The 16,021-nt window shown below is 60.8% G+C and carries 14 protein-coding genes and 1 pseudogene; 10 read left to right on the top strand and 5 right to left on the bottom strand.

All coding sequences use genetic code 11. The annotated features are described in order from the left end of the window. Positions 1-26: 26 nt before the first annotated feature. The 5 genes from EL257_RS19900 to EL257_RS19880 all read left to right on the top strand — a co-directional run bounded on the left by EL257_RS19900 (position 27) and on the right by EL257_RS19880 (position 4,467). Complete coding sequence (locus tag EL257_RS19900; RefSeq protein WP_126365499.1) at positions 27-470, top strand: hotdog fold thioesterase; 444 nt, start codon at positions 27-29, stop codon at positions 468-470. 307 nt (positions 471-777) lie between these two features. Then, positions 778-1,584 carry an alpha/beta fold hydrolase gene (locus tag EL257_RS19895; RefSeq protein ID WP_126365497.1) on the top strand — a complete coding sequence of 269 codons (807 nt, stop codon included), beginning with the start codon at positions 778-780 and terminating at the stop codon, positions 1,582-1,584. Continuing rightward, on the top strand, positions 1,581-2,435 hold the full coding sequence (locus EL257_RS19890; RefSeq protein ID WP_126365495.1) for an alpha/beta hydrolase: 855 nt from the start codon (positions 1,581-1,583) through the stop codon (positions 2,433-2,435). Before EL257_RS19895 ends, EL257_RS19890 begins: the two co-directional genes overlap by 4 nt. 115 nt (positions 2,436-2,550) lie before the next feature. Then, a complete protein-coding gene (locus tag EL257_RS19885) occupies positions 2,551-3,357 on the top strand; it encodes a DUF4892 domain-containing protein (RefSeq protein ID WP_126365493.1) in 807 nt (268 codons plus the stop codon). 69 nt (positions 3,358-3,426) lie between these two features. Beyond that, positions 3,427-4,467 (top strand): AI-2E family transporter, encoded by a 1,041-nt coding sequence (locus EL257_RS19880; RefSeq protein WP_126365491.1) that lies wholly within the window; start codon positions 3,427-3,429, stop codon positions 4,465-4,467. Positions 4,468-5,008: 541 nt separating this feature from the next. On the opposite strand, the gene xopAW is transcribed toward EL257_RS19880, so the two are convergent. From xopAW to EL257_RS19865, 3 genes are all read right to left on the bottom strand, one after another. Next, positions 5,009-5,875 (bottom strand): EF-hand domain-containing protein, encoded by an 867-nt coding sequence (xopAW, locus tag EL257_RS19875; protein ID WP_126365489.1) that lies wholly within the window; start codon positions 5,873-5,875, stop codon positions 5,009-5,011. 233 nt (positions 5,876-6,108) lie between these two features. After that, positions 6,109-7,149 carry a sensor histidine kinase gene (locus EL257_RS19870; protein ID WP_126365487.1) on the bottom strand — a complete coding sequence of 347 codons (1,041 nt, stop codon included), beginning with the start codon at positions 7,147-7,149 and terminating at the stop codon, positions 6,109-6,111. Beyond that, positions 7,149-7,910, bottom strand: a complete 762-nt coding sequence (locus tag EL257_RS19865; protein ID WP_419866586.1) for a response regulator — start codon at positions 7,908-7,910, stop codon at positions 7,149-7,151. Before EL257_RS19865 ends, EL257_RS19870 begins: the two co-directional genes overlap by 1 nt. Positions 7,911-8,193: 283 nt before the next feature. On the opposite strand from EL257_RS19865, the gene pyrF reads away from it, so the two are divergent. Further along, a complete protein-coding gene (gene pyrF, locus EL257_RS19860; protein ID WP_172604508.1) occupies positions 8,194-8,892 on the top strand; it encodes an orotidine-5'-phosphate decarboxylase in 699 nt (232 codons plus the stop codon). A 75-nt stretch (positions 8,893-8,967) separates the two neighbouring features. Here pyrF and EL257_RS19855 read toward each other — a convergent pair whose 3' ends face one another. After that, entirely contained in the window at positions 8,968-9,972 is a 1,005-nt protein-coding gene (locus EL257_RS19855; protein WP_126365482.1) for an NADP-dependent oxidoreductase, read from the bottom strand. 235 nt (positions 9,973-10,207) lie between these two features. Between EL257_RS19855 and EL257_RS19850 the strand changes: the two genes are divergently transcribed. The 4 genes and pseudogenes from EL257_RS19850 (at position 10,208) to EL257_RS28495 (ending at position 14,617) form a co-directional block, all read left to right on the top strand. Beyond that, positions 10,208-10,969, top strand: coding sequence for an SDR family oxidoreductase (locus EL257_RS19850; protein WP_126365480.1), 762 nt, complete (start codon positions 10,208-10,210; stop codon positions 10,967-10,969). A 189-nt stretch (positions 10,970-11,158) separates the two neighbouring features. After that, positions 11,159-12,541 carry a PLP-dependent aminotransferase family protein gene (locus tag EL257_RS19845; RefSeq protein ID WP_126365478.1) on the top strand — a complete coding sequence of 461 codons (1,383 nt, stop codon included), beginning with the start codon at positions 11,159-11,161 and terminating at the stop codon, positions 12,539-12,541. 108 nt (positions 12,542-12,649) lie between these two features. Beyond that, positions 12,650-13,708 (top strand): annotated as a pseudogene (locus tag EL257_RS28500) (methyl-accepting chemotaxis protein); the annotation flags it as partial. Between the two features lie 27 nt (positions 13,709-13,735). After that, positions 13,736-14,617, top strand: a complete 882-nt coding sequence (locus EL257_RS28495; protein ID WP_419866632.1) for a methyl-accepting chemotaxis protein — start codon at positions 13,736-13,738, stop codon at positions 14,615-14,617. A gap of 640 nt (positions 14,618-15,257) precedes the next feature. Here EL257_RS28495 and EL257_RS19835 read toward each other — a convergent pair. Beyond that, positions 15,258-16,016 carry a hypothetical protein gene (locus tag EL257_RS19835; protein WP_172604507.1) on the bottom strand — a complete coding sequence of 253 codons (759 nt, stop codon included), beginning with the start codon at positions 16,014-16,016 and terminating at the stop codon, positions 15,258-15,260. Between the last annotated feature and the right edge of the window lie 5 nt (positions 16,017-16,021).

Raw genomic sequence — 16,021 nt, 5'->3', positions numbered from 1 at the left:
GACTAAAACAATAAAGGAAGTCTGCGATGAGCTTGTGGCGTACCACTCCCGACATCGAGCGGTTGAATGCGATTCAGAAAAATACCATTGGCGAAGTGCTGGACATTCGCTTCGAGTCTTTCGACGAAGACTCGCTGACCGCGAGCATGGTCATCGACCAGCGCACGCATCAGCCCTATGGATTGCTGCACGGCGGCGCCTCCGTGGTGCTGGCGGAAAGCGTCGGCTCGATGGCCAGCTATTTGTGCATTGATGCCAGCAAGTTTTACTGCGTGGGGCTGGAGATCAACGCCAACCATTTGCGCGGCTTGCGCAGCGGGCGGGTGACCGCAGTGGCCAGGCCGATCCACATCGGCCGCACCACGCATGTCTGGGATATCCGCCTGACCAGCGATGAAGGCAAGGCCAGTTGCGTATCGCGGCTGACCATGGCAGTGGTGCCGTTGGGTGAGCAGCCGCCGCTGCGTTGATGTCGAAAAAGCCCCTGACCCTAACCCTCTCCCAGAGGGAGAGGGGACTGACCGGGCTGGATGTTCGAGTTGCGCCGACCTGAGTTATCGAGCCGAACTCAGGCTTTGAAACTCGTGCCTCCCTCCCCCTCGCCCCCTTGGGGGCGGTCCGACGTTTCGGGAGGGTTGGGGTGAGGGGGGAAGCAATCTCCCTGACATACCATCACGCTGACCGGACTGTCATCATTCCTGGCAGTTACGGTCATTGCTCCAGGGCGCGGTCTTACGGACAATCAACGCCACGTTTCCCGCTCATGGATTTACCGGAATGTCGCAACCGATCTTTTTCGCCCACGCCAACGGTTTCCCCTCGGGGACTTATGGCAAGTTGTTTGCGGCGCTGGCGCCGGAATACCGGGTCGCGCATCTGGAGCAGCATGCCCATGACCCGCGTTTTCCGGCGGACGACAACTGGCACAACCTCGTCGACGAATTGATCCACCATCTGCAAGAACAGGATCAACCGGTGTGGGGTGTCGGCCATTCGTTCGGCGGCTTGCTGCACTTGCATGCGGCATTGCGTTGCCCTGAGCTGTATCGCGGCGTGGTCATGCTCGATTCGCCGGTGTTGACCCGAGCCGATCAGTGGGTGATTCGCGCCGCCAAGCGCTTCGGCTTCATCGACAGACTGACCCCGGCGGGTCGTACGCTGGGGCGGCGCGAAGAGTTCGCCGATCTCGACAGTGCGCGCAGTTATTTCGCCGGCAAATCGCTGTTTCGCGGCTTCGACCCGGAATGCTTCGACGCCTATCTGCAACACGGTTTGCATCAGGTCGGCGACAAGCTGCGTCTGCGCTTCGATCCGGCGACCGAAATCAGCATCTATCGCGGCGTGCCGCACACGAGCCCCGGCCGCACCGGGCAATTGCAGGTGCCGCTGGCCATGGTGCGTGGACACAAAAGTCGCGTGGTCATGCGCCATCACAGCCGTTTCGTTTCGCGCCTGGCGCAAGGCGAAGCGCTGAGCATGCCCGGCGGACACATGTTTCCGCTGGAGCGCCCGCAAGACACCGCACGGCTGCTGAAGACGCTGTTCGCGCGCTGGGAAAGTCGCCAGAACAAGGATTGCGCATGACTCCGGCTTTCGAAGAAGTGCGCCTGAGCCTGCCGCATATCGAGCTGGCTGCGCACTTGTTCGGTCCCGAGGACGGCTTGCCGGTGATTGCGCTGCACGGTTGGCTCGACAACGCCAACAGCTTTGCCCGCCTGGCGCCGAAGCTCAAAGGCTTGCGCATCATTGCGCTGGATATGGCCGGGCACGGGCACTCCGGGCACCGACCGAATGGCGCCGGTTATGCGCTGTGGGATTACGCCCACGACGTGCTGCAAGTCGCCGAACAACTGGGCTGGCGGCGCTTCGGCCTGATCGGCCACTCGATGGGCGCTATCGTCTCGATGGTGCTGGCCGGTTCATTGCCGGAGCGCGTCACGCATCTGGCGTTGATCGATGGTGTGATTCCTCCTACAGACAAATGCGAGAACGCTGCCGAGCGTATGGGCATGGCCCTGCAAGCGCAGTTGGATCTGCGGGTTAAACGCAAACCGGTCTACAACACCCTCGACCGCGCTATCGAGGCGCGGATGAAAGGCTTGGTGGCCGTCAGTCGCGAGGCCGCTGAATTACTGGCTCAGCGCGGTCTGATGCCGGTGCCAGGCGGTTACACCTGGCGCACCGACAATCGCCTGACCCTGCCGTCACCGCTGCGTCTGACTCAGGAACAGGCAATGGCTTTCGCCTTGCGGGTCAGCTGTCCAGCGCATCTGGTGGTCGCAGGGCAGGGCATGCTGGCGCAACATCCCGAGCTGTTGGAGCGGCTACCCTTCAGCCGGGAACAGTTGCCGGGTGGTCATCATCTGCACCTGAACGATGAGGCCGGAGCGGTTCTTGTCGCAGACTGTTTCAATCGGTTCTTCGCCATTCCTTGACTTGCCGAGGGCAACTGTCGAGGCTGGACGGGTTGAAATGGGAGACAACCACGATGGATCTTTATACTGCTGCGCCCCCGAACCACACAGTCCTGCCGATCCGATGAGCCTGACTATGCGGTCACTCAGTCTGTTGGCGCTGTGCTGCTTCAGCGCCTTTTCGTTCGCTGCCGATGTGCCCGGCAGTCATGATCTGCAAATCGTGCCGCGCCTGGCCGATGCGCAAATCGTCGATTACCGGCCGGCTGCCGAGCTGGAACGCATCTATCCGTTGGGCTCGATCCGCAAGATCAGCGGCCAGTTGCGCTTCGACGGGCAGGTCACGGCACGGGGGCAAACGACGTCGGTGACCTATGAGCTACCGCCCGAACATTCCGCCACCGAAGCCTTTACCGCCGCCCGCGAAGCCCTGCAGAAGCAGGACGCCGAGCTGCTGTTCTGGTGCCAGGCCCGGGATTGCGGCGAAAGCAGCCTGTGGGCCAACGAGGTCTTCGGCAATGCCAAGTTGTATGGGGCGGACGAACAACAAGCGTACCTGTTGCTGAGATTGGCGCCGCCACGGGACAACACGCTGGTGGCGCTGTACAGCATCACTCGCGGCAATCGCAAAGCCTACCTGCACGTCGAGCAATTCGAGGCGACTGCGCCGCTGGGCGAGTTGCTGCCGACGTCGGCGACCTTGCTGCGTCAGCTCAAAAGCACCGGTGAACTGGATTTTCCGGATCGCGTCGATGAGCCGGATGCGACCTGGTTGCGCCTGATTTCCCGTGGCTTGAACCTCGACACGACATTGCGCGTGACCGTGTCCGGGCCCAAGGCCGAGGCGTGGCGGCAGGCGCTGATCAATCAGGGTGTACGTGCAGCGCGGATGGAAACCGGCAGTGTCGAAGGCTCTGGCCTGCGCATCGACCTGTTGCGATAAGCTGTGCCGGGCGAGCGCGCGCTGCGTGTTCGCCTACTCTTTCGCTGACTGACTCTGCCGGGATTTTCCATGCTCAATAACGATCGCCTGCTGGTGCAGATTCTGCTGCTGGTATTGTTTGGGGCCAGCCTGTGGGTGATGGCTCCGTTCTGGTCGGCGCTGTTCTGGGGCGCGGTACTGGCGTTTGCCAGTTGGCCGCTGATGCGCCTGTTGACCCGCGCGCTCAATGGTCGCGAATCTTTGGCCGCGGCGATCCTGACGCTGGGCTGGATGTTGCTGGTGGCGGCGCCGCTGGTGTGGCTCGGTTTCAATCTGGCCGATCACGTGCGCGATGCAACGGCATTCATCAAGGACGTGCAGGTCGACGGTTTGCCCGAAGCGCCGACCTGGCTCGGCGGTGTGCCTTTTGTCGGTGAACGGCTGGTGGCGATGTGGGACAGCATCGACCAGCAGGGCGCGGCGTTGATGGTCTCGGTCAAACCTTATCTGGGGCAGGTCGGCAATTGGCTGCTGGCGCGCAGTGCGCAGATTGGTGGCGGCATTCTTGAGCTGACGCTGAGCCTGGTCTTCGTGTTCTTTTTCTACCGTGACGGGCCGCGGCTGGCGGCGTTTGTGCACAGTTTGCTGGAGCGGTTGATCGGCGAGCGTGCCGGCTATTACATCGAGCTGGTGGCCGGTACGGTGCAGCGGGTGGTCAACGGGGTGATCGGTACGGCGGCGGCGCAGGCGATTCTGGCGTTGATCGGTTTCCTGATTGCCGGGGTGCCCGGCGCGTTGGTGTTAGGGATTGTGACGTTCCTGCTCAGTCTGATTCCGATGGGGCCGCCGTTGGTGTGGGTGCCGGCCACTGCCTGGTTGGCGTGGAAGGGTGAGTATGGGATGGCGGTGTTTCTGGGGATCTGGGGGACGTTCATCATCAGTGGCGTGGACAACGTGCTCAAGCCGTATCTGATCAGCCGCGGGGGGAATTTGCCGTTGGTGATTGTGTTGCTCGGGGTGTTTGGCGGGTTGATTGCTTTCGGGTTTATCGGGTTGTTTATTGGGCCTACGTTGTTGGCGGTGGCTTATAGTTTGTTGACGGATTGGAGTAAGAGTCAGGCCCGGGTTTAGGACATGGCGGCCTTTGGGCCGACCATGCGCAGATTGTTTTGGGTGAATATCCGTTTCCGTGGGTGGTGCTGATTACGGTTCCGCCCTTACGGCGGGTCACTTTTGCAAACGCCCAAAAGTAACCAAAACGCTTTGCCCTGACGTTCGGCCCACTCGCTAATGCTCGGGGTTCCTTCGCTCCGGGATCGATCCGGACGCAGCGCCTACGGTTTGCTTCGCTGCACCTCCTCTCGCTGTGTTTGGCTGCGCCAAACGGTCGCTGCGCTCCCACCCCCGGATCAATCCCTCCACTCAGCCTGCCGACGGGCTCTAAGATCAAAAGCGGTACTCGAGCTTGCGCTCATTGTGTTGAGTGAGGCGGCTGCGCCGCATGGGTGTTCGCAGTTCGGAATTGCAAGCCGACCAATCTCTCGCTGACTGCATGCAATCCCCTGTGGGAGCCAGCCCTGCTGGCGATGGCTGCCTGCCAGCCAACCAACCAATCTCTATCGGTTGCTTTCACTCCTGTAGGAGCCTTCAGAAGCCCCTACAGGAGTGCAACTTACGTGGCGACGTTAAAATACTTGCCCACCGACGCAGTGTTTTCCAGCGAGTACTGCTTGCTCAAGTTGGCAATCATGCGGTTCAGCGCTTCAGTCGTACTCTGGGTCGAGGCGGTTTGCTCGTCATCCGGTTGTTCACGCCCCGCCTGCAAAGCCGCTTTCAGTTCATCGCTGCTGACGCCGCCGCTGCTGTCGCTGTCCAGAACCTTGAGTAATGCTGCGCTGGTGTCAGTGCTGGTGGTTGAGGTTGTGCTGGCGCTGGCGCTGGTGCTGGCTTGCAGTGCGCCGCTGAACTCGGTCGCGGTCACGCTGCCGTCGCCGTCCGCATCGAGTTGGCTGAACAGTTCGTCGCTGCTGATGTGTGGTGGTGGCGGTGGTGGCGGCGGGGTCAGGCTGGCGGTGAGTTCGTCCTGGCTGACGGTGCCGTCCTTGTTCTTGTCGAGGGCGGAGAAGATTTCATTGCTGTCGGCGGTGCTGCCGGCGCTGGTCAAGCCGCTGCTCAGTTCGTCGCTGCTGATGGCGCCGTCGCCGTCGCTGTCGAGGGCGCTGATTAAGGCGTCGGCCAGTTCCGTGTGCGGCGCTTGATCTTGTGGCGGTGGCGGAGGGGGCGCCATGGCGGTCATTTCGTCGGCGCTGAGGCTGCCGCTGGCGTCGCTGTCGAGATCGCCGAACTGTTTGCTCAGACTGACCAGCAAGCCGTCGTCGGATTTTTGCGACAGGGCGCTTTTCAATTCGTCCTGATCCACCGCACCGTCGGCATTGCTGTCGAGCTTGGCGAACAGTTCTTTTTGCAGTTGCGTGCTGCGTGCGTTCTGGGTGGCGGTGGTGCTGGTATAGCTCGTGTAGTTGCTGACGCTACCGATCATCGGGCTCACTCCTTGGACTGGAAAACCGGTGGGTGTACCGGCTTATGCAGCGTCAGGGCGCAGGGTGTCGGGGGTATGTGGGGTTTGTACCGGGTGGGACACAGATGGAATGAACACCACTGAACCCCTGTGGGAGCGAGCCTGCTCGCGAAGAGGCCAGTACATACGAAAGAGATATTGGATCAAGCTGAGGCCTTCGCGAGCAGGCTCGCTCCCACAATTGATCTGCGGAGCTATGAGAGGCGCGGCAGAAGAATGACCGCCGTGAGGCCGCCGCCCGGGGTGTCTTCCAGATTCAATTGTCCGCCCAGACGCTGCGCTGCCTCGCGGGCAATGGTCATGCCCAGCCCGACGCCGCCGGAATTGCGATTGCGCGAGCCTTCCAGGCGATAGAACGGTTCAAACACGGCTTCGCGTTTGTCGGCGGCGATCCCCGGGCCGTGGTCGATCACACGAATCAGCAATTGCTCGCGCTGATCCTGCAATTCGATTTGCGCCTGTCCGGCATAGCGCAAGGCGTTATCCATCAGGTTGCTGATGCACGAACGCAACGCCATTGGCTGTACCGCTAGCGGCGCGCAGTGGCCGCTGACTTGTATGTCAGCGCCTTGATCCTCGGCGTTTTCGCACAGCGATTCGACCAGTGCCTGCACGTCCATCATCTGCAGCGCTTCGCTGGTGCGCTGTTCGTGCAGGTAGGTGAGGGTCGCGTCGAGCATGCCGATCATATCGTCGAGGTCCTGACGCATCTGGCCTTGGAGCTTTTCATCGCTGATGTTTTCCAGGCGCAGTTTCAGCCGTGACAGTGGCGTTCGCAGATCGTGGGAGACGGCGCCGAGCATGCGTGCGCGTTGCTGAACCTGTTCGCGAATGCGCCGCTGCATCAGGTTGAAGGTATAGGCCGCCTGCCGTGCTTCGCGCGGGCCGGATTCGTCGAGCGGGTCGCTGTCGAGGTCTTCGCTGAGTCGCTCGGCGGCGTCGCTGAGCCGTTGTATCGGCCGACTGAGCAGTTTGGCGCCGTACCACGCGGCGATCATCAGGGTGATGAACTGAAAGGTCAGCGGCACCACCGGGCCACCGAACCAGGGGCGCGGGGGCGGGTAATGAGGGTTTTCGGGCGTCTGCTGCACGGCGCCGCGTTGGGCAAACTCCGGAGGTGGCGGGGGCGGCCCGTAGAGTTTGAACCAGCTGAACGCCAACAGGTGCGCAAGCACGATCGCCAGAAACAGTACGCCAAACAGGCGACCGAACAGCGTGTCGAAGCGCGCTCGCATCAGCTGATGTCCCGCGCGTCGAACAGGTAACCCTCACCGCGTACGGTTTTGATCAAGTGTGGGGCTTTCGGGTCGTCACCGAGTTTTTGCCGCAGGCGTGACACCAGCAAATCGATGCTGCGGTCGAACGCTTCGATCGAGCGTCCACGGGCGGCGTCGAGCAGCTGTTCGCGGCTGAGCACCCGGCGTGGACGTTCGATGAACACCCAGAGCAAACGGAATTCGGCGTTGGACAGCGGCACCACCAGACCATCGTCGGCGATCAGCTGCCGCAGGACACTGTTCAGGCGCCAGTTGTCGAAACGGATGTTGGCTCGCTGCTCGCTACGATCATCGCGCACGCGACGCAGGATGGTCTGGATGCGGGCAACCAGTTCGCGAGGTTCGAACGGTTTGGACATGTAGTCATCGGCGCCCAGTTCGAGGCCGATGATGCGGTCGGTCGGCTCACAACGGGCGGTGAGCATCAGGATTGGAATGTCCGATTCGGCGCGCAGCCAGCGGCACAGCGACAGCCCGTCTTCACCGGGCAGCATCAGATCAAGCACGACCACGTCGAAGTGTTCGGCCTGCATCGCCTGACGCATCGCTGCGCCGTCGGTGACGCCGCTGGCGTGGATGTTGAAGCGCGCGAGGTAATCGATCATCAGCTCGCGGATCGGCACGTCGTCATCGACGATCAGCGCGCGGATGCTCCAGCGCTTGTCGTCTTTCGGTTCATCTTTCGCGGTCGTTTGGATGTTTTGCATGAGGCTGTTCATCTGCCAGTAGGCCGCCAACCACCAAGATGGGCTGCGAAGTTGTGGTTTCAGCATAGGCGTCCGACCGGGAGGCGGGAAGTGCTGATGTAAGGACGTGTTGCGGCTGGCGAGGCTAGCGCTGGCGCGTGTTGGCGGCGTGTCGGCTGTGTATCGGAGTCGACACAATAGCAGCGGGCGCTATGCTGATCACGGCTGGCGTGACGATTTACCGATCATCGGGTGCCGCGCTGCCGCCGGTTCCGCTACAATGCGCGCCGATTTCGACCTGCCTGAGAGCCCATTCATGTCCGCCTGCCAGACTCCTATCATCGTCGCCCTGGATTTCCCTACCCGTGACGCCGCGCTGAAGCTGGCCGACCAGTTGGACCCGAAGCTGTGCCGGGTCAAAGTGGGCAAGGAACTGTTCACCAGTTGCGCCGCGGAAATCGTCGGCACCCTGCGTGACAAGGGTTTTGAAGTGTTCCTCGACCTGAAATTCCACGACATCCCCAACACCACCGCGATGGCTGTGAAAGCCGCTGCCGAGATGGGCGTATGGATGGTCAACGTGCACTGCTCCGGCGGTCTGCGCATGATGGCCGCTTGCCGTGAAGAACTGGACAAGCGCAGTGGCCCGCAGCCTTTGCTGATTGGCGTGACCGTGCTGACGTCGATGGAGCGCGAGGATCTGGCGGGCATCGGTCTGGACATCGAACCGCAAGAACAAGTGTTGCGTCTGGCAGCGCTGGCTGAAAAGGCCGGCATGGACGGTCTGGTCTGTTCGGCGCTGGAAGCGACGGCACTGAAAACCGCGCACCCGTCCCTGCAATTGGTGACGCCGGGTATTCGCCCGGCGGGCAGCGCACAAGACGATCAACGGCGGATTCTGACCCCGCGCCAGGCGCTGGATGCCGGTTCCGATTATCTGGTGATTGGTCGCCCGATCAGCCAGGCGACCGATCCTGCGCAGGCGTTGGCTTCGGTCGTAGCCGAAATCGCCTGAAAGATCGCAGCCTTCGGCAGCTCCTGCATAACCGTGTAGGAGCTGCGGCACGCTGCGATTTTTTGATTTTGCGGTTTAGACCTTCAACACCAACTTGCCAAAGTTCTCGCCGTTGAACAGTTTCATCAACGTTTCCGGAAACGTCTCCAAACCTACAACCACATCTTCCTTGCTCTTGAGCTGACCGTTGGCCATCCAGCCCGCCATCTCCTGCGCGGCGCTGGCAAACTGCGTGGCGTAATCCATCACTACGAAACCTTCCATCCGCGCCCGGTTGACCAGCAGCGACAGATAATTGGCCGGGCCTTTGACCGCCTCTTTATTGTTGTACTGGCTGATCGCACCGCAGATCACCACCCGCGCTTTCATGTTCAAACGGCTCAACACGGCGTCGAGAATATCGCCGCCGACGTTATCGAAATACACGTCCACACCCTTTGGACATTCGCGTTTGAGTCCGGCCACCACGTCTTCGGCCTTGTAGTTGATGGCGCCGTCAAAGCCCAATTCGTCGATGAGGAATTTGCACTTGTCGGCTCCGCCCGCAATGCCGACGACGCGGCAGCCTTTGATCTTGGCGATTTGCCCGGCAACACTGCCCACGGCACCCGCCGCACCGGACAACACAACAGTGTCGCCGGCCTTCGGGGCGCCGACATCGAGCAGGGCGAAGTAGGCGGTCATGCCGGTCATGCCCAGCGCAGACAAATAGCGCGGCAGTGGCGCCAACTTCGGATCGACCTTGTAGAAACCTCGCGGCTCGCCGAGGAAGTAATCCTGCACACCGAGGGCGCCGTTGACGTAGTCGCCGACGGCAAAACCTGGATTGTTCGAAGCGACGACTTTTCCCACGCCCAAAGCGCGCATGACTTCACCAAGACCGACTGGCGGAATGTAGGACTTGCCCTCGTTCATCCAGCCGCGCATGGCCGGGTCGAGGGACAGGTATTCGTTTTTCACCAGGATCTGTCCTGCCTGAGGTTCGCCGACCGGTACTTCCTGATAGGTAAAGGTGTCGCGGCTGGCAGCGCCCACCGGGCGTTTGGCGAGCAGGAACTGGCGATTGGTCTGGTTGGTCATGACAGGCACTCGAACGGAATGAAGCCTTGTTGATAGACCTTCGATGGCAATGCTGCAAGGTTGGCTGATGCGGCGAATGCAGTTCGATCCAGTCCGGTGATGTTCGTCAGGTGGGTTTTATCACTGCCGCGCATGGGCCAACAGACAGCCACTGGATAGTGCTGACGCGCGATGCCTGCCCATGACTATGCTGCAACTTCACATCCCCAGCTTCTTTGCGTTCGAGGACATAAGCATGAGCATGACGTTTTCCGGTCAGGTTGCAGTGGTCACCGGAGCGGCCAATGGCATCGGCCGAGCGACGGCCCAGGCTTTCGCTGCAGAGGGTTTGAGAGTGGTGGTGGCCGATCTCGATACCGCAGGGGGCGAAGGGACGGTGGCGCTGATTCGTACAGCCGGCGGCGAAGCGACCTTCGTGCGTTGCAACGTTACCGTCGAAAGCGAAGTGAAAAATCTGATGGACGAGGTAATAAATACCTACGGCCGACTCGACTATGCCTTCAACAATGCCGGCATTGAAATCGAGAAGGGCAAACTGGCGGAGGGCTCGATGGAGGAGTTCGACGCGATCATCGGCGTCAACGTCAAAGGCGTGTGGCTGTGCATGAAGTATCAGCTGCCGCTGTTGCTGGCTCAGGGCGGTGGGGCGATCGTCAACACGGCTTCGGTGGCGGGATTGGGCGCGGCGCCGAAGATGAGCATATACGCGGCATCCAAACATGCGGTGATCGGCCTGACCAAATCAGCGGCCATCGAATATGCGAAGAAGAAAATCCGCGTCAACGCCGTGTGTCCGGCGGTGATCGACACCGATATGTTCCGTCGTGCCTATGAGGCGGACCCCAAGAAAGCCGACTTCGCCAACGCCATGCATCCGGTCGGGCGCATCGGCAAGGTCGAGGAGATCGCCAGTGCGGTGCTGTATCTGTGCAGCGATGGCGCTGCTTTTACCACGGGCCACTCGCTGACGGTGGACGGTGGCGTGACCGCGTTCTGAGAAAAATCTGCAATGAAAGAACCCGCTCTCGTGCGGGTTTTTTCGTGTCTGGCGTTTAGTTCGGGTGTTCGGCTAAACAATGTGTATCAAAGAGTTAGATCGAGCACTTTTGACGGCGTTGTCGCACAGCCTGTCGAGCGCGGCTGTGATTTACTGCCGCCAGCAAAACGGACAGGAGTTTGTGTGCTCATGGAATTGAGAATTGACCGACAGGCAATGGTGCCGGTCGTGCAGCAGATTGTTGACGGCGTCATTGAGTGGATCGCGCGCGATGCGGTAGCGCCGACGACGCGTCTACCCCCCGTGCGGCAGATCGCGCGCGCCAATCTGCTAAGTCAGGCGTGCGTGGCGCAGGCGTGCGAACGTCTGGTGGCGCAAGGCGTTCTGACTTCGTGTCACGGCGCCGGTTTCATCGTCGCTGCGTCACCCTCATTGGCGCCTGGCAATACGCATTGGCCGGGGAGGGGTGGCAATCAAGGCCATCGCGGGTTTGGCGCATGGCTGAAACTCGGTGACGGCGGCCTGCCCGAGAACTGGCGTGAGTCTGATGACCTCAATTATGCGATTGGCCAGGTCGCTCGCGCCGACATGGCCAGCCTGTTCAATTACAGCACGCCGTTGGGGTTGCCGGCCTTGCGTGAGCAGATAGTCAAACGCCTCGCGCTCGTGGGAATCCCAGCGTGTGAGAATCAGGTACTGACCACCCACGGCGCCAGCCATGCGCTGGATTTGCTGGTCAGGGTTCTGCTCAAGGCTGGGGACCATGTGGTCGTTGAAACACCGGGCTACGCGCCGCTGTTCGATCTGTTGCGAATGCATGGCGTCCACCTGCTGGAGGTGCGCCGAACGCCCGGCGGGCCGGACACGGACATGCTGGCGGCGTTGCTGGATCAGTTTCAGCCTGTTGCGATGTTCATCAACAGCCATCATCACAACCCGACCGGCACCTGTTTAACGCAGTCCGTAGCGCATCGAATCCTGCAGTTGTGTGCAGATCATGACGTACGGTTGATCGAAGACGATGTCTACGCCGATATGCACCAGGGCAACGGCACCCGACTGGCCGCGCTGGATCCGCGAGTGATCTACGTAGGCAGTTTTTCCAAGACGCTCAGCAGTTCGTTGCGGGTCGGCTTCGTGCTGGCTGATGACGAGCTGATTGAGCGTCTGGCCCAGGTCAAAACGGTCACCAGCCTGGGTATTTGCCGGTTTGCCGAAGCGGTGCTGGCCAGTCTGTTGGCCAGCGGTGCCTATCGCAAACTGGTGCAACGCCAGCGCCAGCGTTTGAACACCGATCGTGCTGCTGCCTTGCAGGCGCTGGAAGATGCCGACTGGGAAGTGTTCGGCAAACCGGTTGGCGGTCTGTTCATTTGGGCGCGACCGCCAGTGGTCGATCCGGGGCGACTGCACAAGATCGCGCAAAGCAGCGGTGTGGAACTGGCGCCGGCGAGCGCCTTCAGTCCCGGCGGTCAGCTCGTCGAATGGCAGCGCATCAACGTCGCCTACGCTTGCGATCCACGGGCCCGGCAATTTTTTCGCAACACACGTGCGGATCGACCTCAAGCGTTCTGAAAACGACGGGGGCGTAGCTTTTTGCCATTATTCCGACGCCAGAGACTTGTGCAGTTGGATGGCCGTTGCGAATCTTCGCTTACAGACTATGGCAGGGGACTACGCGCAATGATTTCGGCCATGCAAGGACGTTTTGCCAACCTCGGTATGGCGAAAAAACTGGGTATCGGCTTCGTGCTCGTGCTGCTGCTGACCGCGCTGGTCGCGGCCATTGGCGTCTGGTCCCTGCAGACCATCAGTCACCGGTTCGAGGGGCTTAAACAGATGTCCTCGCTCAATAGTGACCTGCTCAGGGTGCGCTTGCTGGAACAGGACTACGCCCTGCACGGCAATCCGAAAACCGCCGATGCCTTGCGTGAGGGTGTCGATGGCCTGATTGCCCTGGCCGATCAGCTCAAAGCGCAGACCCCAGCGAACGTGGCGGTGATGAGCGATGTGCAGTCATCGCTGGCAGCCTACCGCAAAGCCTTCGATGAATTCGTTTCGCTGACGCAGGCCAAGGATCTGGCGCTGGAAATGGCCAGTTGGTCGGTTTCGAGTGTGGCCAACAACCTTGATGTGTTGCAGGCCGGGCTTGCCGACGATGGCGCCTATACCTTGAAAGACAGCGAGGGCAAGGACGGCGCGCAGTTCATCGAGCAGGCCAGTCAGGTCAGTCAGGTTTCGCGGTTGATGCTGCAAGCCATGAACGAGGCGCGGGTTCGTCTCGATCAGAGCCGCAAAGGCGATGCCGACAGCGGCGACAAGGGCAATATCGAGCAGGCCGCCCAGGCGCAGGCGCAAGCCGAGGAACTGAAGTCCACGGTCAAGGACGAGGGTTATCTGACCGTGCTCAATGAAGTGTCCGGACACATTGCCGGGTTCAACGACAAGCTGGCCGAGTACACCGGTTTGCTGGCCCAGGAGAAAACCGTTTACGAGCAATTGCATCAGCGTGCGAGTCAGGTCGTGGAGCGGGTGGACCAGGCCTATGTTGCCGAAGACGCAGCGATGCAGGCCGAACTGAAGAAAAATTCGTTGTTGATTCTCGGCTCTTCGGCGCTGGCGCTATTGGTCGGGTTGATGGCTGCGTGGGTGATCACTCGACTGATCGTCGCGCCATTGCGCAGTGTGATTCATGTGGCGCAGCAGATTGCCGCCGGTGATTTGAGTGCGACGGTCGAGGTGACGCGGCGTGACGAGATTGGCCAGTTGATGCTGGCGATGCAGCAGATGGGCGCAGGACTTAGCAAAATTGTCAGCGGGTTGCAGGCCGGCATCGAGCAACTGGCTAATTCGGCACAGACGCTGTCGGCGGTCACCGAGCAGACCAATCTTGAGGTCAGCAGCCAAAAAGAAGAAACCGAGCAGGTCGCCACGGCCATGAATCAGATGACGGCCACGGTGCATGATGTTGCGCGTAATGCCGAAGAGGCGGCGCTGGCGGCGCAGACCGCGGACGAAAAGGTCGAAAGTGGCCAGCAGGTGGTGCGCCAGAGCATGGCGCGAATCGAACAACTGGCGGATTCGGCGACATCGGCGAGTTCAAGCATCGAAAGCCTCAGTGCGCAGATCCAGAATATTGGTGCGGTGCTGGATGTGATCAAAAGCGTGGCGGAGCAGACCAATCTGTTGGCGTTGAACGCTGCGATCGAGGCGGCGCGGGCCGGTGAGCAGGGGCGTGGTTTTGCCGTTGTTGCCGATGAGGTGCGGGCTTTGGCGCGACGCACGCAGCAGTCAACCGAAGAAATCGAGCGGCTGGTCAGTGCGTTGCGGGCGGCGGCGCATTCGTCGGTGCAGCAGATTCAGGGCAGTGGTGATTTGGTGAAGCTCGCCGTCAGTGATGCGCTGCAGACGGAGAGTGCGTTGGGCAGTATTGCGGCGGCGGTTTCGTTGATTCAGCAGATGAATCAGCAGATTGCGGCGGCGGCTGAGGAGCAGAGTTCGGTGGCCGAGGAGATTAATCGCAGTGTGACGAGTATTCGCGCGAGTGCGGATCATTCGTCGTTGGCCATGCGTGGCAATGCGGCTTCGAGTGTTGAGTTGGCGCAGTTGGGGGGAGAGTTGCGGGGGATGGTTGGGCATTTTCGGCTTTGAGGTTTTTTTGTTGCTTTGGCGGCCTTTGGGCCGACCAGGCTGTTTGGGGGTTGGGGTTATATCCGTTTTTTTGGGGGTTGCGACTGGCGGTTTCGCCCTTACGGCGAGTCCCTTTTTCAGACGCCAAAAAGGAACCAAAAGGCTTTGCCCTGACGTTCGGCCCGCTCGCTGGGGCTCGGGGTTCCTTCGCTCCGGGTTCGATCCGGGCGCATCGCCTCCGGTTTGCTGCGCTGCACCTCCTCTCGCTGTGTTCGACTTCGTCGAACGGTCGCTGCGCTCCCACGCCCTGATCAATCCCTGCACTCAGCCTGCCGACGGGCTCCGAGATCAAGATCAAGGGCTGCACTCGAGCTTGCGCTCATTGTGTTGAGTGGTGAGAAGCGGATGCGGTTTGCTGTGGTTTGCTTTCCTTGTGGCTTCCCTGCGGGCCGACCAATCGCTCGCAGGCTGCATGCATTCCCACTGTGGGAGCTAGCCCTGCTAGCGATTGCGGCCTCGCAACCGACGATCTCTATCAGATGTACCCCGCGCAATTGTAGGGGGGAGCTTGCTCGCGATTGCGGTCTTCCATTCACTCAATCTCCAGCAGTCACCGACAAAAAAGCCACCTCTGGGGTGGCTTTTCTTTCAACGGCGGCGATCAGTCGTAGATGACTTTTTTCTTCCAGTCCGCATCCGCTTCGACGTCTTTGAGGCCGGCGGTGAGTTGGTTTTCTTCGCCTTCAACCGGGGCAATTTTGTCCATAACCTGGGCGTTGGCGCGGGCCAGCAGTTTTTCCAGGTATTGCAGTTGTTCGGCGTAGATCTGCGGGTCTTGCTGTTTGCGCAGGTATTGCACGCCGCGCTCGAAGGCGAGGCGGGCCTGGCCGGGTTGGTTTTGTTGCAGGGACTGTTGGCCAAGGTTGTTGAAGAATTCGATGTGCAGCAGCACGAGGATGTGGCGCACTTCGCGAATCCAGTGTTTGGCTTCATTCGGCGCCAGGAAGCCATCGTGCGCGGCGCGGGTGATCTGACCGTGCAGGGCTTCCAGCAGGAAGCGCACATCCTTGGCCTTGGCTTCGGTCAGGATCGGTGCCGGCGGGTTGTTGACCGGGATCGATTCGCCTTGGGCCACCAGCGCGCTCAGTTCGGTGATGCGGGCTTTGGTGGTGGCGCTGGTTTTCTCGAGATTCAACAGGCGCTGGCAGACATTCAGCTCAAGACGGGTCAGCAGCAGTTTGAGCGCAGGTGTCATGAACTGGCCGGGAAAGGTTTCGGTCAGTTCGCCGCAGCGCCGCAAGCGATCGTTGAGTTCGACCTTGGTGCGGGCCTTCTCCAGTTTGTTGTTTTCCACCACATGGTTCATGTAGCCGATGGCGATCAGAATTGCGATCCCGGCTACGACGAGCAGGGTGATCATGAGTG

The organism is Pseudomonas fluorescens, from assembly GCF_900636825.1.
Classification (GTDB): Bacteria; Pseudomonadota; Gammaproteobacteria; order Pseudomonadales; family Pseudomonadaceae; genus Aquipseudomonas; species Aquipseudomonas fluorescens_BG.
The sequence above is the reverse complement of the archived record's forward strand: the minus strand, read 5'-3'. Positions and strand labels throughout refer to the sequence as shown.